The sequence below is a fragment of the Achromobacter xylosoxidans A8 genome, from assembly GCF_000165835.1.
Taxonomy (GTDB): Bacteria; Pseudomonadota; Gammaproteobacteria; order Burkholderiales; family Burkholderiaceae_B; genus Achromobacter; species Achromobacter xylosoxidans_B.
This window is the reverse complement of the sequence record NC_014640.1, coordinates 2,862,425-2,887,431: the sequence shown is the minus strand read 5'-3', so window position 1 is coordinate 2,887,431 and position 25,007 is coordinate 2,862,425. Positions and strand designations below refer to the sequence as shown.

The 25,007-nt window shown below is 68.1% G+C and carries 22 protein-coding genes; 3 read left to right on the top strand and 19 right to left on the bottom strand.

Going from position 1 to position 25,007, the window contains the following annotated elements; translation table 11 throughout:
- Positions 1 to 5: 5 nt before the first annotated feature.
- The 13 genes from AXYL_RS13415 to AXYL_RS13355 all read right to left on the bottom strand — a co-directional run bounded on the left by AXYL_RS13415 (position 6) and on the right by AXYL_RS13355 (position 14,611).
- Positions 6 to 1,403: an FAD-dependent oxidoreductase gene (locus AXYL_RS13415; RefSeq protein WP_013393336.1), complete on the bottom strand. Its 1,398-nt coding sequence runs from the start codon at positions 1,401 to 1,403 to the stop codon at positions 6 to 8.
- The gene (locus AXYL_RS13410; RefSeq protein ID WP_013393335.1) at positions 1,400 to 2,008 is read right to left on the bottom strand and encodes a cysteine hydrolase family protein; all 609 of its coding nucleotides are present in this window, start codon (positions 2,006 to 2,008) and stop codon (positions 1,400 to 1,402) included. The genes AXYL_RS13415 and AXYL_RS13410 overlap by 4 nt, the downstream gene beginning before the upstream one ends.
- A gap of 9 nt (positions 2,009 to 2,017) precedes the next feature.
- On the bottom strand, positions 2,018 to 4,066 hold the full coding sequence (locus AXYL_RS13405; protein WP_013393334.1) for a hydantoinase/oxoprolinase family protein: 2,049 nt from the start codon (positions 4,064 to 4,066) through the stop codon (positions 2,018 to 2,020).
- Positions 4,063 to 5,733 (bottom strand): hydantoinase B/oxoprolinase family protein, encoded by a 1,671-nt coding sequence (locus AXYL_RS13400; protein WP_013393333.1) that lies wholly within the window; start codon positions 5,731 to 5,733, stop codon positions 4,063 to 4,065. The genes AXYL_RS13405 and AXYL_RS13400 overlap by 4 nt, the downstream gene beginning before the upstream one ends.
- A gap of 10 nt (positions 5,734 to 5,743) precedes the next feature.
- Positions 5,744 to 6,244, bottom strand: coding sequence for a 3-isopropylmalate dehydratase small subunit (locus AXYL_RS13395; protein WP_013393332.1), 501 nt, complete (start codon positions 6,242 to 6,244; stop codon positions 5,744 to 5,746).
- Positions 6,241 to 7,509, bottom strand: coding sequence for a 3-isopropylmalate dehydratase large subunit (locus tag AXYL_RS13390; RefSeq protein ID WP_013393331.1), 1,269 nt, complete (start codon positions 7,507 to 7,509; stop codon positions 6,241 to 6,243). Before AXYL_RS13390 ends, AXYL_RS13395 begins: the two co-directional genes overlap by 4 nt.
- Before the next feature lie 2 nt (positions 7,510 to 7,511).
- Positions 7,512 to 8,222: an ABC transporter ATP-binding protein gene (locus tag AXYL_RS13385; protein WP_013393330.1), complete on the bottom strand. Its 711-nt coding sequence runs from the start codon at positions 8,220 to 8,222 to the stop codon at positions 7,512 to 7,514.
- On the bottom strand, positions 8,219 to 8,974 hold the full coding sequence (locus AXYL_RS13380; RefSeq protein ID WP_013393329.1) for an ABC transporter ATP-binding protein: 756 nt from the start codon (positions 8,972 to 8,974) through the stop codon (positions 8,219 to 8,221). Before AXYL_RS13380 ends, AXYL_RS13385 begins: the two co-directional genes overlap by 4 nt.
- Positions 8,967 to 9,938, bottom strand: coding sequence for a branched-chain amino acid ABC transporter permease (locus tag AXYL_RS13375; protein WP_013393328.1), 972 nt, complete (start codon positions 9,936 to 9,938; stop codon positions 8,967 to 8,969). Before AXYL_RS13375 ends, AXYL_RS13380 begins: the two co-directional genes overlap by 8 nt.
- Positions 9,939 to 9,940: 2 nt before the next feature.
- Complete coding sequence (locus AXYL_RS13370) at positions 9,941 to 10,813, bottom strand: branched-chain amino acid ABC transporter permease (RefSeq protein ID WP_013393327.1); 873 nt, start codon at positions 10,811 to 10,813, stop codon at positions 9,941 to 9,943.
- A gap of 2 nt (positions 10,814 to 10,815) precedes the next feature.
- Positions 10,816 to 12,021, bottom strand: a complete 1,206-nt coding sequence (locus AXYL_RS13365) for an ABC transporter substrate-binding protein (RefSeq protein ID WP_013393326.1) — start codon at positions 12,019 to 12,021, stop codon at positions 10,816 to 10,818.
- A gap of 17 nt (positions 12,022 to 12,038) precedes the next feature.
- Positions 12,039 to 12,836, bottom strand: a complete 798-nt coding sequence (locus AXYL_RS13360; protein WP_013393325.1) for a GntR family transcriptional regulator — start codon at positions 12,834 to 12,836, stop codon at positions 12,039 to 12,041.
- 62 nt (positions 12,837 to 12,898) lie between these two features.
- Positions 12,899 to 14,611, bottom strand: a complete 1,713-nt coding sequence (locus tag AXYL_RS13355; RefSeq protein ID WP_013393324.1) for a sensor domain-containing diguanylate cyclase — start codon at positions 14,609 to 14,611, stop codon at positions 12,899 to 12,901.
- Between the two features lie 117 nt (positions 14,612 to 14,728).
- Between AXYL_RS13355 and AXYL_RS13350 the strand changes: the two genes are divergently transcribed.
- Together AXYL_RS13350 and AXYL_RS13345 are read left to right on the top strand one after the other, a co-directional pair.
- Positions 14,729 to 15,370, top strand: a complete 642-nt coding sequence (locus AXYL_RS13350) for a hypothetical protein (RefSeq protein WP_013393323.1) — start codon at positions 14,729 to 14,731, stop codon at positions 15,368 to 15,370.
- Entirely contained in the window at positions 15,363 to 16,469 is a 1,107-nt protein-coding gene (locus AXYL_RS13345; RefSeq protein ID WP_013393322.1) for a hypothetical protein, read from the top strand. Before AXYL_RS13350 ends, AXYL_RS13345 begins: the two co-directional genes overlap by 8 nt.
- 13 nt (positions 16,470 to 16,482) lie before the next feature.
- On the opposite strand, the gene AXYL_RS13340 is transcribed toward AXYL_RS13345, so the two are convergent.
- Positions 16,483 to 17,019, bottom strand: a complete 537-nt coding sequence (locus tag AXYL_RS13340) for a YaeQ family protein (protein WP_013393321.1) — start codon at positions 17,017 to 17,019, stop codon at positions 16,483 to 16,485.
- A gap of 151 nt (positions 17,020 to 17,170) precedes the next feature.
- On the opposite strand from AXYL_RS13340, the gene AXYL_RS13335 reads away from it, so the two are divergent.
- Positions 17,171 to 17,848, top strand: a complete 678-nt coding sequence (locus tag AXYL_RS13335; RefSeq protein ID WP_013393320.1) for a LysE family translocator — start codon at positions 17,171 to 17,173, stop codon at positions 17,846 to 17,848.
- 80 nt (positions 17,849 to 17,928) lie between these two features.
- Here AXYL_RS13335 and AXYL_RS13330 read toward each other — a convergent pair whose 3' ends face one another.
- From AXYL_RS13330 to ggt, 5 genes are all read right to left on the bottom strand, one after another.
- Complete coding sequence (locus AXYL_RS13330) at positions 17,929 to 19,788, bottom strand: dipeptide ABC transporter ATP-binding protein (RefSeq protein ID WP_041653435.1); 1,860 nt, start codon at positions 19,786 to 19,788, stop codon at positions 17,929 to 17,931.
- Positions 19,789 to 19,805: 17 nt separating this feature from the next.
- Positions 19,806 to 20,684 (bottom strand): ABC transporter permease, encoded by an 879-nt coding sequence (locus AXYL_RS13325; protein WP_013393318.1) that lies wholly within the window; start codon positions 20,682 to 20,684, stop codon positions 19,806 to 19,808.
- On the bottom strand, positions 20,681 to 21,625 hold the full coding sequence (locus tag AXYL_RS13320; protein WP_013393317.1) for an ABC transporter permease: 945 nt from the start codon (positions 21,623 to 21,625) through the stop codon (positions 20,681 to 20,683). Before AXYL_RS13320 ends, AXYL_RS13325 begins: the two co-directional genes overlap by 4 nt.
- A 140-nt stretch (positions 21,626 to 21,765) precedes the next feature.
- Positions 21,766 to 23,277: an ABC transporter substrate-binding protein gene (locus tag AXYL_RS13315; protein WP_013393316.1), complete on the bottom strand. Its 1,512-nt coding sequence runs from the start codon at positions 23,275 to 23,277 to the stop codon at positions 21,766 to 21,768.
- A 36-nt stretch (positions 23,278 to 23,313) separates the two neighbouring features.
- Complete coding sequence (gene ggt, locus AXYL_RS13310) at positions 23,314 to 24,942, bottom strand: gamma-glutamyltransferase (RefSeq protein ID WP_013393315.1); 1,629 nt, start codon at positions 24,940 to 24,942, stop codon at positions 23,314 to 23,316.
- Between the last annotated feature and the right edge of the window lie 65 nt (positions 24,943 to 25,007).

Sequence of the window (25,007 nt, the reverse complement as noted above, 5' to 3'; positions counted from 1 at the left end):
GATTCCTAAGCGAGTTCGCGCCCGAGCAGGCTGGCGGCGGTCGCCGCCGCGATATGGCCTCCGGCCACCGCGCTGAGCAGACCATTGCCGGACAGGTAGCCGGCTACGTCATTGCCCGAAACGCCGCGCGCCGCGCCGCCCGCGGCCAGCAAGTTCGGCAAGGCGTTGCCCGCCTGGTCCAGCACGCGGCAATGCGCATCGATATCCAGGCCGCCTTGCGTATGGAACAGCGCGCCCGTCACTTTGATGGCGTGGAAAGGTGCTTGCAGCGCGCGCTCGAAGCGCCGCCCGTATGCGTCGGCGACGCCCGCCGCCACACCATCCAGCGTCTGGCTCAACGTCGCTTCGTCGCAGCCGATCAGGGCCGCCAGCGCCGCCAGGTCGGCGCAGGTCTTGAGCGCCTGGCCCGCCTCGGCCTGCATGAAGTCCGGGAAGCTGCGCGCCAGTGCCAGCGTGCGATCGTCGAATACGTTCCAGGCCACCGCGCCAGGCTGCGCCAGCACATGGACCGCAGCCTCGGAGTAGCCATGCGTCTCGTCGTGGAACCGCTGCCCCGCGCCATTGATCTGCACGCCGCCATCCATCATCACGGCCCAGGAAATCAGCGCGCCCTGGGGCGTGGCCCAAGAGCCGTGGCCCTGATAGCCGCCCAGGTCCGCCAGCCGCGCGCCCAGCTGCGCGCCCCACTCGATGGCGCTGCCGTCGTTGCCGGCGTGGCCGCCGTAGACGGCCCCGCGCATGGCCGGCAGATGCTCGGCCACCATCGCCGCATTGCCGCCAAAACCGTTGCAGGCCAGGATCAGCACGTCGCAGCCGATCACGTCGATGGTTCCGTCCGGCCGTTCGCAGCCGACCGCCGTGATGCGGTCGTCATCGTCCGTCCAGATTTTCCGCGCCAGGGCGCGGGTCAGCAGATAGGCGCCGGCCCCGGTGGCAGCACGCTCCAGCGCGGCGACCAGGGCTGCGCCGGTGCGCTCGGGCAAGGTGTGCATGCGACGAGCGGTATGGCCCGGGTACAGGAAGCCATCCAGCACCTCAAACGCGAGACCGTGGCGCGCCAGGTTGTCGACGGCGGCCGCGGACGCGCCCGCGTAGGCGGCGACCAGATGCGGCGCGGCTGTGCCGCCGGTCTTGGCCTGGATGTCCGTGGCGTAGCGTTGCGCGTCGTCCTCGATGCCGGCGGCCCGCTGCGCGGCCGATCCGGCCGCCGGGATGAAGCCGGAAGACAAGGCGGTGGAACCGCTGGGCGCGGCGTCGCGCTCGATCAGCACGGTTTCGATGCCGGCTTCGGCCAGCCGCAAGGCGGCGGTCAGGCCGCAGGCGCCGGCGCCGATGATGGCCACGGGCACATGCATCGCATCCGCGCCAGGCGCGGCGCCCCGCAGGACTTGCGGCGCGCTCACGAGCCCAGCCTGTCCAGGAAGTCCTGGCAGGACAGCACGTCGGCCACCGTGCGCAGATCCGCCAGCGCGGCATCGTGCATGGCCGGCGTGGGCGCGGCGCAACCGTCGGCCAGCACCGCCACGTGGTAGTCGCGCATGTGAGCGTCGCGCGCCGTGCTGGCCACGCCGCCGTTGGTGACGATGCCCGCGATCACCACGCTGGAGATGCCCGCGCGCCGCAGCACCCAATCCAGCTGGGTGTTGAAGAAAGCGGAGTACGCCACCTTCCAGACCGACACATCGACCAGGCCGTCCAGCTCGGCCACGTTGCCCTGCCCTTTGGAGCCGGCCACGAAATCGCCCTTGCGCAGGAACGGACGCAACTGCCTCAGGTGGGGCGAAATCATGGGTTCGCCATGCGCGTCCGGCCACAGTGTGAACTGGCTGGCCGCCACGAACCCGCCGCGCGTCTTGAGTGCGCGGGCCACCGGCGCCACGCGGGCGGGCAAGGCGCGCGCCTGCGGGCTGACCGCGCCGCCGCGGTCGTAGGCGCCGCCTGGCGCGAGGAAATCGTTCTGCAGGTCGACGACGACCAGCGCGGTACTGCGGGGATCAAAAGCGGTCATCGTGCGCTCCTATGCGGCCTGGCGGGCGATCAGCAGATTGCCCAGGGAATCGACCTGGCCGGCAAAGCCGGGCTCGATCCAGATCGTGGTATCCGGCTGTTCCAGAATGGCGGGCCCCGCCACTTCGGCGCCCACCGGCAGGTCCAGCCGCGCGTAGCGCACGGCGTCATGCCATTGCCCGCCGTGGAAGACGGCCTGCGTGCCCAGCGCGGCCGGCATCACGGTGCTGGTGGGCGCCAGCAGCGCCAGATCGAACTTGGGCCGCTGGCCGATGCGCGCATAGCGCAGGTTCAGGATACGTACCGCAATGCCTTCCAGACTGCGGCCGAAGGCAGCGCGGTAGGCGCGTTCGAAGGCGGCGCCTATGCCCGGGCGGTTCAATTCGTCGCGGCCGATTTCCACCCGCACGGTATGGCTCTGACCCACGTACAGCATGTCCAGCTCGATGCTCTCGCGTATGCCCTCGAAACCCACGCCGGCGGAATCCAGCCTTTCCTGGCAGGCCAGCGCCAGGCTGTCGATGCGCGCCAGCAGGTCGTCCGCGTCCAGGGCGGCCAGCGCCACGTTCAGGGTCTGCACGCCGTCGTGGCGCATGTCGGCCATGACGCAGCCCAGGGCCGAAGTGACGCCGGGATAGCGCGGCACGATGCCGCGGGCCGCGTCGACCTCGTTCATCATGGCGCAAACGTGCAGCGCGCCGCCGCCGCCAAACGGCATGTAGGCGAACTTGCGCGGATCGTGGCCGCGCTCGATCGACACGACGCGGATCGCGCCCGCCATCTTGGCATTGGCCACGGTCAGGATCGCCTCGGCCGCGGCATGCACGTCCAACCCCAGCGGCCTGGCCACATGCGCTTCGATGGCGGCCCGCGCCAGCGCCACATCCATGGTGGCAAGCAGCCCGCCGCCCAGCGGCCGCTCGGCGGCGATGCGACCCAGCAGCACGTTGGCATCAGTCACAGTGGGCCGGGTGTTGCCCCGGCCGTAGCAGGCTGGGCCCGGCACGCTGCCGGCAGACTCGGGGCCCACTTGCAGCAGACCGCCCGCGTCCACGCTGGCGATCGAACCGCCGCCTGCGCCTATGGTTTCGATCTGGATCATGGGCGCGCGCACCACCATGCCGAAGTCGATGGCGGTCTGCGCCGACAACGAAGCCTCGCCGTCCGCCACCAGCGACACGTCGAACGAGGTGCCGCCCATGTCGCCGCTGACCACGTTGGGAAAGCCCGCGGCGCGCGCGATGGCGGCGCAGGCAATGACGCCCGCGGCCGGGCCCGACAGCGCGGTACGCACCGGCACGTCGCAGGCCGTCTGGCGCGACATCACGCCGCCGTTGCTTTGCACCACCAGCAGTTCGCCGCCAAAGCCGTTGTCCTTCAGGTCCGATTCCAGCCGCGTCAGGTAACCACCGACCACCGGTTGCAGCGACGCGTTGAGCACGGCCGTGGAGCAGCGCTCGAATTCGCGGATCTCGGGCAGCACCTCGGTAGCCGCGGTGACATTGCCGTTGGGCCAGAGCGCACGCACGCAGGCCGCGGCCTGCGCCTCATTGACCGGGTTGGCATAGGCATTGACGAAGAACAGGCAGACGGCGTCGCAGCCCTGCTCCAGCAGTTGCCGGGCCGCGGCCTCGACCTGGGCCAGGTTCACCGGGGTATGCACGGTGCCATCCGCCAGCACCCGCTCCTCGACTTCCAGGCGCAGGTCGCGCGGCACGATCGGTTCGTAATTGCCGCGCAGGCCCCAGGTCTGGGGCCGGTCGCGCCGGCGCATTTCCAGCACGTCGCGGAAACCCGCCGTGGTGATGATGCCGGTGCGCGCCACCTTGCGCTCCAGCAGCGCGTTGGTGCCTACCGTGGTGCCATGCACGATGGTGGCGATGGCGTTGGCGCCATCCGCCACGCGGGCGATGCCGTTCATGAAGCCGCGCGCTTCCTCGCCGCGCGTGGACGGCACCTTGACCACGCGGGCGCTGCCGCCCGCCTCGTCCAGCACGAATATATCGGTGAACGTGCCGCCCACGTCCACGCCTACGACCAAACCTTGTGCCGCGCTCATGCCGACTGCTCCTTCAGATTTCCACTTACGTAACCCATCTTGCGGTCGTGCTCGCGCGCCGCTTCGGATCGCGCGGCAGGCTCGCCGTAGCCGCCGCCGCCGGGCGTTTCCAGGCGCACCCGGTCGCCGCGTTTGAGTTGTATGCCCAGCATCTTCGAACTCATGGGCGGGGTCTGCCAGCCGCCGTCCTGTTGGTAGCGGAAGACATTCAACGCCGCCTCCTTGCCGCCGGCGATGCCCTTGGGCGCGCTCCTGCCGCGTTCACCGAAGATGAAGGCCTCGGCGCTGTCTTCCAGCAACTCGATTTCATAGATGGCGCCCAGGCCGCCGCGATGCGCCCCGTCGCCCGCCGAATCGGGACGCAACGCCCATTGCGTGAAGCGCACCGGATAGGCCGCTTCCAGGATTTCCAGCGGCGGGATCGTCGCGGTGGAGATGGGCGCGTTGCCGTGGCTGAGCCCGTCGCCGTCCGAATGGCCGCCATGGCCGCCGCCGAAGAAGCTGAACATCACCCAGCGCTGGCCGCGCCGCGCTTCATCGCTGCGGTAGCCGGCGATCGACAAGGCGTTGATGGTGCCGTAGGCCTGCGCCAGCGCGCGCGCGGGCTCGGCCTGGGCCATGGCGCAGAAGATCACGTCGATCATGCGCAGGATGGTCTCGGTATAGCCGCCGACCGGGCGCGGCCGGTCCGCCGAGATCACCAGGCCGTCCGGCAGCACCACGTCCACCGCGTCCAGCACGCCGGCGTTGGCCGGCACGTCCGGGAACAGGTGCTTCAAGGCCACGTAGCAGGCCGCGATCGCGGTGGCGCGCGAGATGTTCACCGGGCCGGCGCAGGCCGGCGAGGTGCCGGTGAAATCCAGCGTCAGGCTATCGCCCTGGATCCTGAGATTGAGCGCGATGCGCAGCGGCTGGTCGCGCACGCCATCGTTGTCCAGCATGTCCTCGAAGGCATATTCGCCGTCGGGCAGGCGCGAGATATGGTCGCGCATCAGGCGGCGGGCGCGTTCGCGCAGGGTGCCCAGGGACTCCAGCACGGTGGCGTCGCCGTATTCGTCGAGCAGGCTGTCCAGTCGGCCCGCGCCCAGTTCCAGCGCCGCGAGTTGGCCGTTCAGGTCGCCCCACAGGCTGTCGGGCAAACGGGTATTCGCCTGCAGGATGGCCAGCACGTCCATGTCCAACACGCCCGCGCGCACGATGCGCACCGGCGGAATCTGCACCGCCTCCTGCCAGCACTCGGTGGCGGCCGGGTTGTAGTTGCCCGGCACCGCGCCGCCCACGTCGTGCCAATGGGCGGCCGACGCCAGGAAGCAGAACAGCTTGCCGCCGCGGAACACCGGCCGCACCAGCTTGAAGTCGTTGGCGTGGGTGCCGCCCTCGTAGGGGTCGTTGAACAGCCAGACGTCGCCGTCAACCATGCCGCCGCGCCCCGCCGCCGCCTTGGCCGCGGCCTTGACGGCGAAGGCCATCGCGCCGACGAATACCGGCAGGCCGGACTTGCCCTGCACCAGCGTGGCGCCGGTGGCTGCGTCGTACATGCCGTGGCAGGCATCGTGGGCCTCGGCGATGATGGGATTGAACGCGCTGCGGTAGAGCGTGGCGTCCATCTCGTCGGCAATCTGTTCCAGGCGGCCCTTCAGGACCGCGAGTGTGACGGGATCAAGCATGATGTGATTCCTAATGAGTCTTGCGCTGTTTCAGCAGATTCAGCAGTCCGCCCGCCTGCACCATTTCCAGCAGGAAGGCGGGCACGGTGTCGCAATGCAGTTCGGCAGGTTCGCCCGCGGCGCGACGGATGCGGCCAGCGGCGGGATCCAGGGCGATGCGCTCGCCTTCTTGCAGGGTTTCGGCCTGTGCGCAGGTCAGCAGCAGCAGGCCCACGTTGAACGCGTTGCGGAAGTACAGGCCGTTGAAGGACGGCGCGACCACCGCGGCGATCCCCAGGCGCACCAGCGCAGCCGCAGCCTGCTCGCGCGAGGAGCCGATGCCGAAGTTGGGACCGGCCACCAGCACATCGCCCGGCTGCGCGTTGCCGGCGAACTCGGGCCGCACCCGCTGCAGGCAATGGCGCGCGATCTCGTCTATGCCGAATTTCATATAGGCGCCCGGCGCCAGCGCGTCGGTATCGATATCCGCGCCCACGCGCCAGACGCGGTGCATCACGGGCTGCTTGGTCATGCCATGAACTCCCGGGGATCGGCGATGCGGCCGGCGACGGCCGAGGCCGCTACCGTGTAGGGCGAGGCCAGATAGACCTGGGCCGTCTCGGAACCCATGCGCCCCTTGAAATTGCGCGCCGTGGTGGCAATGACGCTGGCGCCGTCGGGTATCGACCCGCCGTAGCCCGCGCAAGCGCCGCAGGAGGTCGCCAGCACCTGCGCGCCAGCATCGCGCAGTACTTGCATCACCCCTTCCTGTTCGGCCTGGCGCTGGTCCTGCTGGCTGGCCGGCGCCACCATCAGGCTCATGCCGGCGGCCAGACTGCGGCCGCGCAACACGCTGGCCGCGGCGCGCAGATCCTCCAGCTTGGCGCCGGTGCAGGCGCCGATGTAGGCCACCTGCACCGGCACGTCGCCATACTGGCCGACGTCGCGCGCATTGGCCGGGCTGTGTGGCGCGGCGACCTGCGGCGCCAGCGCCGCGGCATCGAAGTCGTGCCACTCTGCCTGCGCCCCCTGGTCGCTGCGCCAGCGCGCCAGATCGATTTCATCCGTAACGCCCGCCTCGCGCAGATAGGCCACGGTGGTCTCGTCCGGCGCGATCAGGCCGACCTGCGAACCCAGCTCGGCGCTCATGTTGGATAGGGTCATGCGTTCCTGCATCGACAAGGCGCGCACCGCCTCGCCGCAGAATTCCACCGCCTGGTAGCGCCCGCCGTTCATGCCGTAGCGGCCTATCATGCGCAGCATCATGTCCTTGGCGGTCACGCCCTGGGACAGTTGGCCGTTCCAGCGCATCATCAGGGTCTGCGGCACCTTCACCCAGATCTGGCCGGTGACGGCCACGCCCAGCATCTCGGTGCTGCCGATGCCGAACATATAGGCGCCGAACGCGCCGCCCGTGGGCGAATGCGAGTCGCCGCCGACGCAGAACATGCCGGGCCGGATATGGCCATGCTGCGGCACCACCACGTGACAGATGCCGAGCGAGTCGTAGACATTGGGCAATCGCTGTTCCGCCGCCCAATCGCGCGCGATGCGCACAATGCGGCGCGACTCGTCGTCGGATTCAGGCACGTAGTGGTCGATGACCAGCACGATCCTCGACGGATCCCACAGCGTGGCGCCCAGCTCCTGCAGCATGGGCTGCAGGCGGCGCGGGCCGCTGGAATCGTGGAACATGGCCAGGTCAACCGCACAGGTGACGATTTCGCCTTCGGCGACGGAAGCACGGCCGCAGGCCGCCGCGATCAGCTTCTGGGCCAGCGTTTGAGGCTCGGCCATGGCTACATCCCGAGATAGGCCCGGCGCACGTCGTCGCTGGCCAGCAGTTCCGGGCAAGCGCCGCTATAGCGCACCGCCCCGTTTTCCAGCACGTAGGCACGCTGCCCCATTTCCAGGGACTGGCCCACGTTCTGCTCCACCAGCAAAATCGCCAGCCCCTCGCCATGCAGACGTCCGATCAGGCCGAACAGCTCTTCGACCATCAACGGCGACAGGCCCAGCGAGGGCTCGTCCAGGATCAGGAGGTGCGGCTCGGCCATCAGGCCGCGGCCGATCGCCAGCATCTGCTGTTCGCCGCCCGACATGGTGCCGGCCAGCTGCGCCAGGCGTTCGCGCAAGCGTGGGAAGATGTGCAGCACCTTCTCCAGGTTGGCCGCGCGACGCTCGCGCGCCCGGGTGAAGGAGCCCAATTCGAGGTTTTCGCGCACGCTCAGGTTGGGAAACACGCGCCGGCCTTCCGGCACCTGGATCAGACCGGCCTTGACCACGTCGCGGTAATGGCGGCCGATCAGATCCTGGCCCTCGAAGCGCACCGAGCCGCCCCAGGGCCGGCACAGGCCGCAGACCGTATTGTTCAGCGTGGACTTGCCGGCGCCATTGCTGCCCAACAGCACCACGATCTCGCCCTGGTCCACCCGCAGGTCGACGCCGCGCAGCACTTCCATGCGGCCATAGCCCGCACGCAATCCCTGAACTTCCAGCAGCGCGCTCATGCCGGCGCTCCTTGCGCGGCCAGCCTGGCCGCCGCGCCCTGGCCCAGATAGGCCTCGACCACCGCCGCATCGCGGGTGACCTCGCCGGGCGTGCCCGAGGCGATCAGGCGGCCTTGCGCCAGCACCCACACGTGTTCGGCCAGGCTCATCACCGCGCGCATCACGTGTTCGATCATCAGCACGGTCACGCCGTCGTCGGCCAGCTTTTTCACCACCGGTATCATCTCGTCGATCTCGCTGGGGTTGAGCCCCGCCAGTACTTCGTCCAGCAACAGCAGGCGCGGCCGCGTGGCCAGCGCGCGCGCCAGTTCCAGGCGCTTGCGCCCCGCCACCGTCAGGTCCGCCGCCGGCCGGTCCAGCAAGGCGTGCAGGTTTACCCGCGCCGCGACCTCTTCGGCCGCTTCCAGCGCCTCGCGGCGGTTGCCCAGGCGCAGATGCGCGCCCACGGCGATGTTCTGGCGTACGGTCTGCGCGCCGAAGGGCTGCACGATCTGGAAGGTGCGCGTCAGCCCCAGCCGCGCCGATTCGTGCGGCGGACGGCCGGTAATGTCCGTGCCCGCGAAATGCACCGAGCCGGAACCCGGCTTGAGAAAGCCGGACAGCAGGCCGAACAGCGTGGTCTTGCCCGCGCCGTTGGGGCCGACCAGCGCGGTCAGCGAGCCCTGGCGCACGTCCAGGCTGACGTCCTGGACCGCCTTCAGGCCGCCAAAGGTGATGGACAGATTACGCGCTTGCAGCAGGATCTCAGACACGGGCGCGCTCCTTGGCACTGAACAAACGGCCCAGCGCCTGACCGCTGCCGGTGATGCCGCGCGGCAGGAACATGACGATCACGATGAGCACCACGCCGTAGATGACCATGCTGATGCCCGGCAATTCGCCAAACAGGTTGCGCGTCAGGTCGCTCAGGGCATGCAGGGTCACCGCGCCCAGCACCGGCCCCCACAGGGTGCCCAGGCCGCCGACGATGGCGCCGACCAGCGCCTCCACCGACACGGCCGAGCCAAACGCAATGCCCGGGTCGATGTACTGGAACACCTGCACGTAGAAGGCGCCCGCCGCGCTCACGAAGGCCGCCGACAGCGCGATGCCGCCGAGCTTGACCCGCAGCGGATTCACGCCGATGGCGCGCGCCGCGTCCTCGTTGTCGCGCACCGCCTGCAGGTAGGCGCCGAAGCGCGAATGGCGCAGCCATGCAGTGACCACCAGCGCCAACAGCACAAAGCCCAACAGCAGATAGATGTAGCCGCGGCGCGAGCCGAACTGCATGTTGGCCACGCCTTCCTGCAGCGGCACCATCAGCCCCACCCCGCCCCCGGTGAAGGACACCGACAGCGCCAGGATGCGGAACACCTCGGCGAAGGCCAGCGTCACCAGCGCGAAGTAGGAACCCTTCAGTCCGTAGCGGAACGTCAGCCCGCCCACCGCCAGGCCGACCAGCGCGCCCAGCGCGATGGCCATGGGCAAGACCAGCCAGGGATTGATGCCCAGGTTCAGCTGGCCCAGCGCCTGGGCGTAGGCGCCCACGCCGAAGAACAGCGCGTGGCCGAACGATAGCTGGCCGCCGTAGCCGCCCAGGATGTTCCAGGCCTGCGACAGCAGGGCCGCATACAGCGACATCATCACGAAGGTCAGCGCCACGCCCGAGTTCATCAGTGCGGCGGCGGCGGCCAGCGCCGCGCCGAATAGCGCGATAGTCAAAAGATCCTTGCCCATGCTCAGCCCCTCGCCCCGAACAGCCCCTGCGGGCGAAACAGCAGCACCGCGATGAAGATCGCGAATATGCCCATCTGGCCCAGCGAGTCGCCCAGGAACAGGCCCCCGATGGACTCCACCACCCCGATCAACAGGCCGCCGACCAGCGCACCGACGAAACTGCCCATGCCGCCCAGCACCACGATGGTGAAGGCCACCAGCACGAAGCCGCCACCCACTTGCGGATTGACGTAGTAAGCCGGCAGCAGGAAGCAGGCCGCCGCGCCCAGGCAGGCCATGCCGATGCCGAACGACAGCGCGTAGACTTTCTCCACGTCTATGCCCATCAGCTTGGCGCCCTGCTTTTCCTTGGCCACCGCGCGGATCGCCCTGCCCAGGTCGGTGCTGCGGATGATCCAGAACAGCACCGCCGCCACCGCCAGCGCGCCGCAGAAGGCGATGACCTTGGGCAAGGCAATCATGGCCGGCCCGATCTCCACGGTGGACAGCGTGTAGGCGGTGTCGATGGTGCGCGTGTCCGACTTGAACCACACCAGCGCCAGGTTCTCCAGCACGATGGCCAGCCCCAGCGTCACCAGCAGGATGTTCTCGTCCTTGCCATGGCTGGCGCGGTTGATCACGTAGCGCTGCAAGGCATAGCCCAGCGCGAACATGCCGGCGACCACCAGCGGCAAGGCGGCGTAGGGATCGATGCCGAGGCGGTCCTTCAGCAGGTACACGGCGTACAGCGCCACCATCAGCGCCGCGCCGTGCGCGAAGTTGATGATGTGCAGCACACCGTAGATCAAGGTCAGGCCCAGGGCGATCAGCGCGTACACCGCGCCCGTGGTCAGACCGTTGAGCACCGAGGAAAAGAGGATGGCGGGATCGAGCACGCTCAGGCCTTCAGCGGGAAGATGGCGTCCGCCTGGCGGTAGTCGGCCGGGATGACGACCTTGATGTCGCCGCCGATCACCTGCGTCAGCAAGGGCTGCGCGCCGGTGTTCTGGCCGTTCACGAACTGGGTGGGGCCGTAAGGCATGATGTGGTTCGAGAAGGTGCTGGAGGCCAGCGCGTCGATGATGGCGGCGCGGTCGGCCGACTTGGCGCGTTCCAGCGCATCGGCCAGCAGCAGCACCGAGGTATAGGTCATGAAGACCTCGTAACTGAAGTAGGCGCCCTTCTCCTCGACACGCGCCTTCAGCGGAGCGACGCGCGCGTCCTTGGGGTTGAACCAATGGTTGCAATCGAGAATGCCATTGGCGATGTCCGGAAATTCCTTCAGGAACTTGTAGCTGGAGGCCGCGCCGCCCAGCACCGAGTAGATCGCCTTGGGCTGCACCTTCTGCTGCTTCATGGCGCGCAGCAGCAAGGCGTATTCGTTGTAGTAGTTGGCCGGGATCACGATGTCCGGATTGAGCGACTTCATGCGCAGCACGATGTTGTTGAAGTCGCGGGTCGGGTTCGGGTGCTTGACCACATCCTTGACCTCGAAGCCGTGCTGCGGCAGCGCCTTGGACAGCAGCGCCGCGGTGCCGGTGCCGAACAGCGAATCCTCGTGCACGATCATCACGGTCTTGGCCGGCTTGCCCGCCGCGTCGTTGAGCGCCGCCAGGTCGGTAATGGCGCGTTCGCTACAGGCGCGGTAGCCCGGACCGAAGCGGAAGGTGTTCTTCAGGCCGCGCTCGACGATCTGGTCGGCCACGCCCACGTCCACCACGTGCGGCAGGTTGTACTTGGCGGCGGTCTGGGTGGTGGCCAGGCAGATCGCCGAGGCGTAGGCGCCGACGATCGCGGACACGCCCGCTTCGTTCATCTTTTCGACTTCGGCCGACCCCGCCTCGGGCCGCGACTGCGCATCGCCCAGCATGGCTTCCAGCGGCGCACCGCCCAGCGACTTGATGCCGCCGGCCTTGTTGATGTCCTCGATCGCCAGCAAGGCGCCCAGGCGGCACTGCTGGCCCGAATAGGCCAGCGCGCCCGTCACCGGATGCAGGATCCCGACCTTCACCGGCTTGGCGCCCTGGGCGCGGACCACCCACGGGGCCGACACCATGGCGGCGGCAGCGGCGGATTGATAGAGGAAAGTGCGGCGCGAATTCATGGGCGATCTCCGAGGGTTCAATGGAATTGGGCGGACAGCTCTTCGCTGACCCATACCTTGGCGTCGATGCTGCCGACGCGTGACAGCTGCAACTGATACTGATAACGGTCCGGCCGGTACAGGCCTTGCAGGAGCTGCACGGGCCGTTCGTTGACGTCGCGCACGATGCGCGTCACGGCCAGCAGCGCGGAGCCCACGGCCACGTCCAGATGACGGGCCACCTGGGCGTCGGCCAGGCGCGCCGAAATGGTCTGGGTGGCGCCGCCGAACTCCACGCCGGCCGCTTCCAGCAGCATGAGCAAGGGTTCGCGCTCCAGGTCTGCGCGGGTGAAGTCGGCCACGGCCTGCGGCACGTAGGTGGTGATGTGGGACAGCGGCCCGGTCTCGGTGCTGCGCACCCGCAGACTCTTGTGCACCGGCGCGCCGGGCGCGAGCTCCAGCGCCTCGGCCACCACGGGCGGCGCCGACACCAGGGTACTGTCCAGCACCTGCACCGAAGTGCGCAGGCCCATGTTGACGATGTTTTCCAGCAGGCCGGTCAGATGCGCCTTCTGCGGCGGGTTGGCCTTGGACCCGCTGACGGGAGTCGGCGGCGCGCGCAGCGGCCAGGTGCCCAAACCCGGCCGGCGCGACACCAGCCCGTCGGCCACCAGCATCTCCATGGCCTTGCGGATGGTGATGCGGGCCACGTCGAACTGGTCGGCCAGCGCATGTTCGCCGGGTACTCCGTCCTGATCGAAACGCCCCTCCTGCACCTGCTCGCGCAGGACGAGGTAGATCTGGTGGTACTTCGGCAGAGGTAGTGAGGTTCCCATGACGGGAACTCTAGGAGTGTCCTAATGTACCGTCAATGGAACAAATGGCTTTGGCGGTTGTTCTATCGGGAAAACACTGAGGGCGCGGACTCGATGCGGTTGCGCCCGCGCTGCTTGGCGTAATAGAGGGCACGGTCGCTGCGGCTGAGCGCCAGTTCGGCGTCGGCGTCCAGGGTGTGCATGGTGGAGATGCCGATGCTGACCGTCAGCGGAATATGGCGGTCGTCGCCCAGCGAAAACGGCGCGGCCGCGATGCGCTGCTGCACCCGTGTGGCGAAGGCGTGGGCGCGCTCGATGTCGGTGTCCGGCAGCACCACGGCGAACTCCTCGCCGCCGATGCGCCCCACCAGGTCGACCGCCCGCAGCTGGGCCCGCAGCGTGTTGGCGAAGTGTTGCAGCACGCCGTCGCCGATGGCGTGGCCCCAGGTGTCGTTGATGCGCTTGAAATGGTCCAGGTCGCACATCAGCACGGCGGCGCAATCGCTGCCCTGCCTCTTGATCCTGGCCAGTTCTGCCGCAATGCGGGACATGAAGTGGCGGCGGTTCGGCAGCGTGGTCAGGGCGTCGGTGGCGGCGAGTTCGCGCAGCTCGAAGTCGGCGCGCTTGCGGTCCGTGATGTCGGTCACGAAGCCGTGCCACACCACGGTGCCGTCGGCCCCCATGCGCGGGCTGGCCTCGCCCTGGCGCCAGCGCAGGCCCTGCTGCGGCAGGCAGACGCGGAACTCCATGTGCCAGGGCGTCTGCGCCGCGGCCGCGGCCTGCAGCGAGGCGTGGTAGGTGGCCAGGTCGTCGGGGTGGACGCGCTGCTCGATGGCCGCCGGGCTGGTGCGGACATCGTAGGGCGTCAGTTCGAACATGTCCCAGATGCCGGCGCTGACATACAGGAAGCGCGACCCGCCCCCCGGCCGCTGGCCGCACTGGAACACCATGCCGGGCACGGCGTCGGTCAGGTTGACCAGCAGGTCCGCCGTGCGCCGCAGGCGCTCCGACATCGCGCGCATGGCGCTGATGTCGGTGGTGGTGCCCATCATGCGCAAGGCCCGTCCCTGCGCATCGCGGCTGACGACCTTGCCGCGGCTGCAGATCCACTTGTAGCTGCCGTCCTTGCACAGGATGCGGTGCTCGACCTCGTAGCTTTCGGTCTTGCCCTCGAAATGCGCCTGCATGGCGGCGCGCACGTAGTCGGCGTCGTCCGGGTGCAGACGCTTGTAGGAGTCTTCTATGCGGTTGGTGACCTCGGACTCGGCGTAACCCAACAGGGCCTTCCAGCCCTGCGAATAGGTGATTTCACCGGTGACGACATTGCGGTCCCAGACGCCCGTGCCGCTGCCGGCGATGGCCAGGGACAGATTGCGCGCCTCGGTGCGCCAGCTGTCTTCCGCCGCCCGCTCCGCCGCCAGGGCCTGGCGCTTCTCGACGGCGGCGACAGCCAGTTCGGCAAAATCATGCAGGGCGTCGAGGTCCTCATGGCTGAAGTCCCGCGGCTGGCCGTGCAGCAAACGGAACGTGCCCAGCCGGCGCCCATCGGCGGCGCGCAGCGGACTGTCCACGGAAAAAGGGAGGGATCCGGCCTCGGTTGCGGCCGCGGGCAAAGCGCCTGCCTGGGCCTGCCAGACGCCGTCGGCGTCGCTGCAGGCCACCAGCACCATGTCCACGCCGAAATGCCGCTGGGCGAGACGGGCGAGCCGGTCCAGGGGACCGTCGAGCCCGGTTTGCACATTTTCCGCGCCGCCGGCGGGCGCGCATGCAGGGGGAACGTCACCTGTTGCTGGCATGTCTGGACCTGACTCAACACTGGGTTCATCGACATGGCCATGCCGGTGGCCATGACTGACATTTTGTCACGCTCTGCACCAAAATAGCAGCATTTTGAACGATATGATCACCGGCCTATGGAACACCCTATCCCCGTGCGCTCCGGCTGGCTGCAAGGCGCCTGGCTCCTGCTGCTGGCCTTCCTGATTACCCTCTACTGCGGCGCGGCCAGCGCCCAGGCGTTCGACCGCCAGGCGGAGAACGCGCGCTACCGGCAGTGGCTGGAGGACTTCCGCGCCGACCTGCAGCGCTTGCGGCAATCGCCCGATCCGGCCAAGGCCGACATCGACACCCTGTTCGCGCAGACCATCGTGCCGGCTTCCCGCGCCACCCAACTGGTCAAAACGCTGGCCGAAGCGCCCGGCGACTCCACCAGCGGCGAGATCCACTACGCCGGCTTCCAGCGCATCTTCCTGGCCGCCCTGGCCGACGCCGTGGTGGCGGGCGATGGCGGCGCATACCCGGAAACGCAGGCCAAGTATCAGAAACAAGTACTACGCGTGCGTTACATGCATGTGGACGGCGGCGGCCGGCTGGAGCCTTTCTTCAAGGACCCGGAAGTCTTCAAGCCCTACCGCCTGCCCGCTCCCGGCACCCTGGAGCGCGACGCCTACCCCTTCCTGCTGTTCGAGGACCATGACGGCAAGCTGCGGCTGGGCGGCGTGTCCAAGGAATTCTGGGATCTGCTGAAGTTCATGGACATGCTGCAATATGCATAAGAGACTGGTCCTGATACTGGCGGCCATCGCGCATGCCGGCCCCGCGCTGGCGGCCTGCGGCCCCGCATCCGTCGATTTCACCGCGCCGGTGGCGCTGAAGGCCGTGCCCGTCGCGGTCGGCCTGGGCGGCGACCGCGTGCTGTTGGGCCGCCAGGGCGAACGCGTTGCCGCCCGCAACCAGCCCGTCTGGGTCGAGGAAACCGGCGATCCGCTGCCCCGGACCTGGATGGACCAGGTCGATTGGTCCGCCTACCGGCTGGACAGCGTCCAACGGGCGCCCGCCAGGCTCTACTTCGACGGCGACGGCCGGCTGTGCCGCGCGGAGTCCTACGACATCCCCCGGCGCGGCGACGGCGCGCCCTTCCTTTCGGGCGGTTACACGCTGGAGTACGACGGCGCCGGCTCGCTGACGCGCGTGGTCGAGTACGAACAGACCTCGGTCCGCCGGCCCGCCGCCTACGAGGCGAGCCGCCAGACCTGCCTGAAGCGCGATGCGCGGGGCGCGCTGACCGCTTTCATCAATGAGGCTTGCGACGACAAGCAGGAACCGGCCGCCGGCCGCTTCTACGCGCGCGACGCCGCGGGCCGCCTGCTGCGCGCCATCGATACCATCTCGCAGGGCGGCGCGTTCCAGGTCCAGACCTATGATGACCAAGGCCGGCCGCAGCAGCGTTATGTGCGCCGCTATTCCCCCGGGGATGGCGGCAAATCCTACGCCGATGTCGCGCACGCCTCCCGCGACTCCCGCCCTTATCCGCTACGCCGGGAAGAGTTGAACGAGCTGTCCACCGAGGTTCCCGGCAATGACTGGCGCATCGTCAGCATCGCCGACGAGGTGCCGCTGGACGACCCGGACATGCAGTCCTGGAATCCGGATACGCAGACCGTCCTGGCCCAGGGCGTGACCGACGCGCAAGGCCGCTCAGTGCTCGCAGCTGACGCCCAGGAACGCGTCTGGCAGGCCATGCGCGACCGGCCTGGCAGGATCTTCTGGTATTCCGATCCGATGAGCCGCGTGCTGCTGTTGCCTGCGATGGACGAGGCCCGCTGGCGCGCCTGCGCCGATCCCGCGAATCAGGCCGCCGACGCCTGCGGCTGAGGCGGCCGCTGGCCTAGCGCCAGGTTTCCGGCTCGACGCTGACCTCGCCCTTGTCGGCCGAGAAATACACCACGCCGTCGGAGATGTTGGCGTTCAGGCGCATGGTGCGCTCGGCCAGCTGCGCCAGGGCCCTGGTCTGCTCCGACGGCAGGTTGACGATCTTCAGGTTGCGCGTGCGTTCCAGCTTGTTCTTGACGCCGTCCCACCAGATCTTGCTGGCGGAGCCGCCGTAGCAGTACACGATGACCTCGTCGGCACGGCCGCAGGCGCGCAGGATGCGGCGTTCCTCGGGCTGGCCGACTTCGATCCAGAGTTTGACCGCGCCGGTCAGGTCCTTGATCCACAGGTCGGGCTCGTCGGTGTCGCTCAGGCCCTTGGTGAAGGCCAGTTCCTCGTGCGCATGCAGGGCGTAGGCGACCAGCCGCACCATCATGCGCTCGTCGGTTTCCGAGGGATGGCGGGCGACCGTCAGCGAGTGGCTGCCGTAGTAGTGGCGGTCGGTGTCGGCGACGTTGAGCTCGGCCTTGTAGATGGTGGCGCGCAGGGCCATGGCGTAAATCCGTTGAATGTGGCGAATTGCTGAAGGCCGCCATGATAACGCCTGCGGCGCTGCGGCACGGGGACAGGCGGCTGCGCGCGCCGCCCCGGCGGCGCTACACTGGCCGCCTGCGCCCTGCCGCGCCCGCCACCGGACCCCGCCCATGACCGCCACCGCCGCCCTGCTCGCCTTTACCCTGGCCGCTGCCATCCTGACCGTCACGCCCGGCATGGACAGCGCCCTGGTGCTGCGCACCGCCGCCGTCGAAGGCAGCCGCCGCGCCCTCATGGCCGGCCTGGGCGTGGCCACGGGCTGCCTGGTCTGGGGCGCCGTGGCGGCGTTCGGCCTGGGATCGCTGCTGCTGGTGTCGACCCTGGCCTACGACGCGCTGCGCCTCTGCGCGGCGCTGTACTTGTTCTATCTGGGCGTGAAACTGCTGTGGGGCACCTGGGCCGGGAAGCAGACCGGCAAACAGGCCGACAAGCAGACCTACAAGCAGGCCGCGCCCGATGCCGCCCGGCCCGCGCCGGCCGCGGCCGCCAGCGCCGGCAACTGGTTCGTGCGTGGCTGCCTGACCAACGCCCTCAATCCCAAGATCGGGATCTTCTACATCACCTTCCTGCCGCAGTTCATCCCCGCGGGTGAGAATGTGCTGCGCTTCAGCCTGCTGCTGGCAGGCATCCACGCGGTGCTGGGCATACTGTGGTTTGCAGTGCTGGTGGCCGCGACGCGGCCGCTGGCGCGCTGGCTGTCGCGCCCTGCCGTGATGCGCGGCCTGGACCGCATGACGGGCGCGGTATTCATCGCCTTCGGGCTGAAGCTGGCACTGGAGAAGCGCTAGCTTCAGCTCCCCGGGGACGCCCCCGCGCGCAGCGGCGCGGATGTTTCCGGTCGCCGACTGGCCGCCAGCGACCTTGTGCCTCAGTAGACCCCGATAGGATGGCGGGCCACGAAATGGCCCTCGCCCACCGCGACCAAAGGCTCGACCAGCGGATCGTCGCCCAGCTTGCGCATGGGGCTGGGGATCTCGTCGACCAGTAGCGAGCGCTCGCGGTGGCGGCGCTGCGGATCGGCGATGGGCACCGCCGCCATCAGCTTCTTGGTATAGGGATGCTGCGGATTCTCGAAGATGGCCCGGCGCGGGCCGATCTCGACGATCTGGCCCAGGTACATCACCGCCACCCGGTGGCTGACGCGCTCGACCACCGCCATGTCGTGCGAGATGAACAGGAACGACACGCCCAGCTCGCGCTGCAGGTCCAGCAACAGGTTGACGATCTGCGCCTGGATCGAGACGTCCAGCGCCGACACCGATTCATCGGCGATCACCACCTTGGGATTCAGCGCCAGGGCGCGCGCGATGCAGATGCGCTGGCGCTGGCCGCCGGAGAACTCGTGCGGATAGCGGTCGATCATTTCCGGCAGCAGGCCGCACTTGTCCATCAGCCAACGCACCCGGTCCTGCGCCGCCTTGCCGCGCGCCACGCCGTGGATCAGCAAAGGTTCCATGATGGAATAGCCCACCGTCATGCGCGGGTCCAGCGAGGCGAACGGATCCTGGAAGATGAACTGGATGTGCTGGCGCAGCGTCTGCATGGCGCTGCCGCGCAGCGCGCCGATGTTCTTGCCGTCGAATTCGATGCTGCCGGCCTTGCTCTTGACCAGTTGCAGCAGCGAGCGCCCGGTGGTGGTCTTGCCGCAGCCGGACTCGCCCACCAGCGACAGCGTCTCGCCGGGATACAGGTCGAAGCTGACCTTTTCCACGGCGTGCACGCGCTTCTGCACCCGGCCCAGGATGCCACCGGTGATGTCGAAGCTGGTGGTCAGGTCGCGGACCTTCAGCACCGGGCCGTTTTCGCGCCGCACGGTGGACGGCGCCGCGACCGGCGCGGAGGCCGCCTGCGGCGGAGCCTTGGCGTCGTCCACGCGCAGCAGCGGGAACGGCGCGGGCTCGTCCGTGCCATGCATGGCGCCCAGGCGCGGCACCGCCGACAGCAGCGCGCGCGTGTAGGCGTGTTGCGGACGGGCGAAGACCTGGTCCGAGCCGCCCTCTTCCACCTTGTCGCCGCGGTACATGACCAGCACGCGGTCGGCCACCTCGGCCACCACGCCCATGTCGTGGGTGATGAAGATCACGCCCATGTCCATCTCTTCCTGCAATTGGCGGATCAATTGCAGGATCTGGGCCTGGATGGTCACGTCCAGGGCCGTGGTCGGCTCGTCGGCGATCAACAGCTGGGGCTTGCACGACAGCGCCATGGCGATCATGACGCGCTGGCGCATGCCGCCCGACAATTGATGCGGGTAGCGGTCCAGGATGGCGCGGGCCTCCGGGATGCGCACGCGCTCCAGCATGCGCAGGGTCTCGGCGCGGGCCGCGGCTGCGTCCAGCCCCTGGTGCAGCTGCAAGGCTTCGGCAATCTGGTTGCCGGCCGTGAAGCTGGGGTTCAGGGACGTCATGGGCTCCTGGAAGATCATGGCCACGTCCGCGCCGCGCACGCGTTGCAGCGTGCTGTCGGGCGCGTTGAGCAGGTCCAGCACGTCGCCATTGCGCCGGCGCAGCAGCATGCCGCCGTTGACGATCCGGCCGCCGCCGTATTCGACCAGGCGCATCAGCGCCAGCGAGGTCACCGATTTGCCGGAGCCGGATTCGCCCACGATGGCCAGGGTCTCGCCGCGGTCGACGTGAAAGGAGACTTTGCGCACCGCTTCCACGGTGCGCTCGGGGGTCTTGAAGCGCACGGTCAGGTCATTGACCTGGACGACGCGCTTGGGGTCCATTGTTGTTGCCATGGTGATTACTTTTCCTGACGCGGATCGAGCGCGTCGCGCAGGCCGTCGCCCAGCAGATTGAAGCCCAGCACCACCAGGAAAATGGCCGATCCGGGGAAGATCGACATCCAGGGCGCCTGGGTCATGAAGTTCTTGGCGGTGTTCAGCATCGAGCCCCAGGACGGGTTCGGCGGCTGCAGCCCCAGGCCCAGGAACGACAGGCTGGCCTCGGCGATGATGGCCGTGGCGATGGTGATCGTGGCCTGCACGATCAGCGGCGGCATGACGTTGGGGAACACGTGCCGGCCGATGATGCGCAGGTCGGACGCGCCCAGGGCGCGCGCGCTCTGCACGTAGTCCTCGTTCTTGACCGCCAGCACCTGTCCGCGCGTAAGCCGGATGAACTTGGGCGCGGCCGAGACGCCGATGGCGATCATGGCGTTGGTCAGGCTGGGTCCGAGGAAGGCGGCCAGCGCGATGGCCAGGATCAGAAAGGGAATCGCCAACAGCGCTTCGGTGGCGCGCGAGATGATGCTGTCAGTCCAGCCGCCGAAGTAGCCGGCGGCAAGACCAAAAGGCACGCCCACCGCCAGCGCGATCAGGACCGACACCAGGCCCGCCATCAGCGAGGCGCGGGCGCCGTAGACCATGCGGCTGAATATGTCCCGGCCCAGCTCGTCCGTGCCCAGCCAGTAGGACGCCGAAGGCGCCTTGCGGATGGTGGTGAAGCTGGTCTGGAACGGATCGTGGCTGGCAATCAGCGGCGCCAGGATGGCCAGCAGAACGAAGAACAGCACGATCCCCAGGCCCAGCATGGCGATGTGGTTGCGCTTGAATTTGCCCCAGGCGCGGTTGCGGCTGCGGGGCGGCGTGACGGCTGCGGCCGTTGCAGGAATTGCGCTCATGAGTGCCTCAGGCGGGGATTGACCAGGATGTACAGGATGTCGGCCAGCAGGTTCATGATGATGAAACCCACCGCCACGCAGAGCACCACGCCCTGCACCACCGCGTAATCGCGCGTGAAGACCGCGTCGACCACCAGCTTGCCGAAGCCCGGAATCGTGAACACCTGCTCGGTCAGCACGGCGCCGGCCAGCAGTTCGCCGAACAGCAGCGTCACCAGCGTGACGATGGGCATCAGCGCATTGCGCAAGGCGTGCCGCAGCACCACGCTGCGCGGCGACACGCCCTTGGCGCGCGCGGTGCGCACGTAATCGGCCGACAGCGCTTCCAGCATGGCCGAACGGGTATGGCGCATCAGATAGGCGGCGATGGCCGTGGACAGCACCAGGGACGGCATCAGCATGGTCTTGATCGACAGCCAGAAATCCTCGGACGGCGACACGTAGCCCGAGGCCGGCAGCAGCTTCCACTGCACCGACACCACCATGATGAGGATGATGCCAAGCCAGAAGTTGGGGATGGACATGCCGGACAGCGCGGCGATGTTGGCGCCCATTTCGATCGGCTTGCCCTTGCGCACCGCGGCCAGTATCCCCATGGGGATGCCGATGATCAGCGCGAAGAACATGGCCATGGCGGCCAGTTGCAGCGTGACCGGCAGCTTCTGTCCGATCAGCGTGGTGACGGGGACGTCGGTGCGCAGCGATTTGCCCAGGTCGCCCTGCACCACCTGCGCGGCCCAGGCGGCGTACTGCACGGGCAGCGGATCGTTGAGGCGGTATTTGTCCCGCAGGTAGTCCAGGACGGCCGGATCGCGTTCTTCGCCGGCCAGGGTCAGCACCGGATCGCCGGGCAGGATTTTCTGCAGCATGAAGACGATCATCGACACCAGTATCAGTGTCGGTATCGCGACGAGCACGCGGCGCAAGATGAGTTTAAGCATATGAGAAACCGTAAGACAGGAACGGCGGACGGGGCGCGCGGATCAAACCGCGGGACCCTGCCGCCGCAAACAACAACCGGACGCCAAGGCCTGTAGGCATTGGCGTCCGGCTGGCGCGGCGCGTGACTGCCGCGCCGCGATCACTTCTGCGCGTACGTCACGCCTTTCAGGCGGATCATGCCGTCAGGATAGGGAGTGAAGCCCTTGACCTTCTTGGCCATGGCGAAGGGCCAGGGCTGGTAGTAGTTATACACCCCGGGCAATTCATCCTGGATGATGGTCTGCGCCTGGTCGTAGATCGCCTTGCGCTTGGTTTCGTCAGGCACGGTGCGGGCTTCGTTCAGCAGCTTGTCCACTTCCGGGTTGCAATAGTGGCCGTCGTTCAGCGCGCCCTTGCAGGTGACGAAAGCGTGGATGTTGCCGTCCGGATCGACCCGGCCCGACCAGCCCAGCATCACCACCTGGAAATTGCCGCCGGCGGATTCCTTCTGCAGGGCCGCGTACTCGGTCGGGCGCAGCGACAGGTCGAAGCCCGCCTCGGACGCCATGGCCTGCACGATCTCGGCGATCGACGACGTCGTGGTGTTGTTGCCGAACATGACCTCGGCCTTCACGCGGTCGAAGCCCGCCTGCTTGAGCAGCGCCTTCGCCTTGGCAACGTCGCGCTGGGTCGGCGGGAACTTGTCGCTGTGGTAGGGGCTGGCGGGCGGGAACGGCTGCTGCGCGGGATCGAAGATGCCGCCGCCGGCCACTTCGCTGATGGCCTTGCGGTCGATGGCGTACTGGAACGCCTGGCGCACCAGCTTGTTCTTGAACGGGTTGTCTTCGGCGCGCTTGCCGTTGGCCACGTTGAACATGAACTGCTGGAAGCCCAGGCCGGCAATCGGCGCGAAGGTCAGGCTGGCGTCGCTCTTGACCTGCGGCACGTCGGAAGGATTCAGGCGTTCCAGCATGTCCAGGTCGCCGGCGCGCAGGTTGGACAGGCGCACGGTGGTGTCCGGAATCGGCAGGAAGGTCACGCGCTTGAAGGCGAAGTCCTTGGCGTCGTAGTACTGGTCGAATTTCTCCAGCACGATGCGGTCGTTCTGGATGCGCTCGACGAACTTGTAGGGACCGGAGCAAACCGGCTTGCGGCCCACGGCGGCGACGTCGTCGCTGAAGGTCTTGGGCGACAGCATCATGCCGGCGCGGTCCGACAGTTGCGCCAGCAAGGTGGCGTCGGGTTTCTTGAGCGTCAGCACCAGCGTGGTGGCGTCAGGCGCATCGACCTTCTCCACCGAGGCCAGCTCGCCCTTGCGCAAGCTGTCCGGCAGGGACATGGCGCGTTCCAGGTTGGCCTTGGCCGCGGCGGCGTCGAACTTGGAGCCGTCGTGGAACAGCGCGTCCGCGCGCAGCTTGAAGGTCAGCACCTTGTTGTCGGGGCTGAACGACCACGAGGTGGCCAGTTGCGGCACGAAGTGAAGCTTGGGATCGATGTCGACCAGCTTGTCGCACAGCGAGGTGAAGACGATGCGGCCCACATAGGTGCGCGCGCGGTGCGGGTCCAGCACGTCCGGATCTTCCTGCAGGCCGATCCGGATGTTCTGGGCGCTAGCCGCGCCGGCGGCCAGCGCCAGCAAGCTGGCGCCGAAGGTCAAGGTCAAGCGTTTCATTGTGTTTTTTCCCCTTGAGGCTGCAATACTGGGTGTTTAGAAGCCGACCGCCTGACCGTCGCGCCGGCTGTCGCTGGCGGCGACGTAGCCAAGCTCGTTGTCGTTTTCGGACATGCGCCAGATGAACTGGCCCGCGCCGAAATCCATGTACGGATCGTCGACCGACTTCAAAGCATGTCCGAGGTCTTTCAGGCCCGCAATGGTAGAAGCCCTCATATTGGTCTCGATGTCCAGCGTGAAATCGCGGTTGACCTTCCAGCGCGGGGCGCAGCAGGCGGCCTGCGGGTTCTGGTGGTAGTCCAGCATGCGCACCACGGTCTGCATGTGGCCTTGGGGCTGCATGTCGCCACCCATCACGCCAAAGCTCATGACCGGCTTGCCGCCGCGGGTCAGGAAGCCCGGGATGATGGTGTGGAACGGACGCTTGCCGCCTTCGACCACGTTGGCCGACTTCGGATCCATCGAGAAGCCCACGCCGCGGTTCTGCATGCTGATGCCGGTGCCCGGCACCACCACGCCCGAACCGAAGCCCATGTAGTTGGACTGGATGAACGAGATCATCATGCCGTTCTCATCGGCGGCGGTCAGGTAGATGGTGCCGCCGGCGTGCGGACGGCCCGCCTCGAAATGGGTGGCGCGGTCCAGGCGGATCAGCTTGGCGCGGCTGTCCAGGTAGGCGTCGGACAGCATCTGCTCCGGCGTCACCTGCATGGAACGCGGGTCGGCCACATACTTGTACAGGTCAGCGAAGGCCAGCTTCATGGCTTCGATCTGGATGTGCTGCGACTGCACCGAGTCCACCGGGATGTCGGCCATGTCGAAGCGTTCGACGATGCCCAGCGCGATCAGCGCGGCGATGCCCTGCCCGTTGGGCGGGATCTCGTGCAGCTCGTAGCCGCGGTAGGACTTGGAGATGGGCTTGACCCATTCCGGGCGGTAGTTGCGCAGGTCTTCCAGCGTCATGGCGCCGCCGCATTCCTGGCTGAAGGCGGCGATGCGCTCGGCCAGTTCGCCTTCATAGAAGTCGCGGCCCTTGGAGGCGGCGATGCGGCGCAGCGTGTTGGCGGCGTCCGGGAAGCGGAAGTGCTCGCCGACCTTGGGCGCGCGGCCCTCGGGCAGGAATGCCTGGGCATAGCCCGGCTGCGATTTCAGTTCCTCGGCCGCGGCGGCCCACTTGTGCGCCACCACCGGCGGCACGGCGTAGCCGCGCTCGGCGATTTCGATGGCGGGTTCGAACAGCTGCTCGAACGGCAGCTTGCCCAGCTTTTCATGCAGCGCGGCCCAGCCGGCCACCACGCCCGGCACCGTCACCGCGTCCCAGCCGCGCTTGGGCTGGATCGCCAGGCCGTCGGCGCCCACGCCATGCTTGCGCTTGAAGTATTCGGTGCTCCAGGCCGCCGGGGCCACGCCCGACGAGTTCAGGCCATGCAGTTCCTTGCCGTCCCAGACGATGGCGAAACAGTCGCCGCCCAGGCCGCAGGACACGGGTTCGACCAGGACGATGGTGGCGGCCGCGGCGATGGCGGCGTCCACGGCGTTACCGCCCTTGAGCAACATGCGCAGCCCCGCTTGCGCCGCCAGCGGGTGCGACGTGGACACCACATTGCGGGCGAACAGCGGAATGCGGACGGAAGGATACGGGTTGCCCCAGTCGAAGGATTTCATGGCGCTAGTCTCATAACGGGTAAGCGGCCGAAGTTACTCCCGTGCTTTAATTAAATCAATTTGAA

Excerpts from the sequence above, each read along its gene's own strand:
- AXYL_RS13410 (WP_013393335.1), bottom strand. The coding sequence starts at position 2,008 with ATGACCGCTTTTGATCCCCGCAGTACCGCGCTGGTCGTCGTCGACCTG.
- AXYL_RS13405 (WP_013393334.1), bottom strand. The coding sequence starts at position 4,066 with ATGAGCGCGGCACAAGGTTTGGTCGTAGGCGTGGACGTGGGCGGCACG.
- AXYL_RS13400 (WP_013393333.1), bottom strand. The coding sequence starts at position 5,733 with ATGCTTGATCCCGTCACACTCGCGGTCCTGAAGGGCCGCCTGGAACAG.
- AXYL_RS13395 (WP_013393332.1), bottom strand. The coding sequence starts at position 6,244 with ATGACCAAGCAGCCCGTGATGCACCGCGTCTGGCGCGTGGGCGCGGAT.
- AXYL_RS13390 (WP_013393331.1), bottom strand. The coding sequence starts at position 7,509 with ATGGCCGAGCCTCAAACGCTGGCCCAGAAGCTGATCGCGGCGGCCTGC.
- AXYL_RS13385 (WP_013393330.1), bottom strand. The coding sequence starts at position 8,222 with ATGAGCGCGCTGCTGGAAGTTCAGGGATTGCGTGCGGGCTATGGCCGC.
- AXYL_RS13375 (WP_013393328.1), bottom strand. The coding sequence starts at position 9,938 with ATGGGCAAGGATCTTTTGACTATCGCGCTATTCGGCGCGGCGCTGGCC.
- AXYL_RS13365 (WP_013393326.1), bottom strand. The coding sequence starts at position 12,021 with ATGAATTCGCGCCGCACTTTCCTCTATCAATCCGCCGCTGCCGCCGCC.
- AXYL_RS13360 (WP_013393325.1), bottom strand. The coding sequence starts at position 12,836 with ATGGGAACCTCACTACCTCTGCCGAAGTACCACCAGATCTACCTCGTC.
- AXYL_RS13355 (WP_013393324.1), bottom strand. The coding sequence starts at position 14,611 with ATGCCAGCAACAGGTGACGTTCCCCCTGCATGCGCGCCCGCCGGCGGC.
- AXYL_RS13350 (WP_013393323.1), top strand. The coding sequence starts at position 14,729 with ATGGAACACCCTATCCCCGTGCGCTCCGGCTGGCTGCAAGGCGCCTGG.
- AXYL_RS13345 (WP_013393322.1), top strand. The coding sequence starts at position 15,363 with ATGCATAAGAGACTGGTCCTGATACTGGCGGCCATCGCGCATGCCGGC.
- AXYL_RS13340 (WP_013393321.1), bottom strand. The coding sequence starts at position 17,019 with ATGGCCCTGCGCGCCACCATCTACAAGGCCGAGCTCAACGTCGCCGAC.
- AXYL_RS13335 (WP_013393320.1), top strand. The coding sequence starts at position 17,171 with ATGACCGCCACCGCCGCCCTGCTCGCCTTTACCCTGGCCGCTGCCATC.
- AXYL_RS13330 (WP_041653435.1), bottom strand. The coding sequence starts at position 19,788 with ATGGACCCCAAGCGCGTCGTCCAGGTCAATGACCTGACCGTGCGCTTC.
- AXYL_RS13325 (WP_013393318.1), bottom strand. The coding sequence starts at position 20,684 with ATGAGCGCAATTCCTGCAACGGCCGCAGCCGTCACGCCGCCCCGCAGC.
- AXYL_RS13320 (WP_013393317.1), bottom strand. The coding sequence starts at position 21,625 with ATGCTTAAACTCATCTTGCGCCGCGTGCTCGTCGCGATACCGACACTG.
- AXYL_RS13315 (WP_013393316.1), bottom strand. The coding sequence starts at position 23,277 with ATGAAACGCTTGACCTTGACCTTCGGCGCCAGCTTGCTGGCGCTGGCC.
- ggt (WP_013393315.1), bottom strand. The coding sequence starts at position 24,942 with ATGAAATCCTTCGACTGGGGCAACCCGTATCCTTCCGTCCGCATTCCG.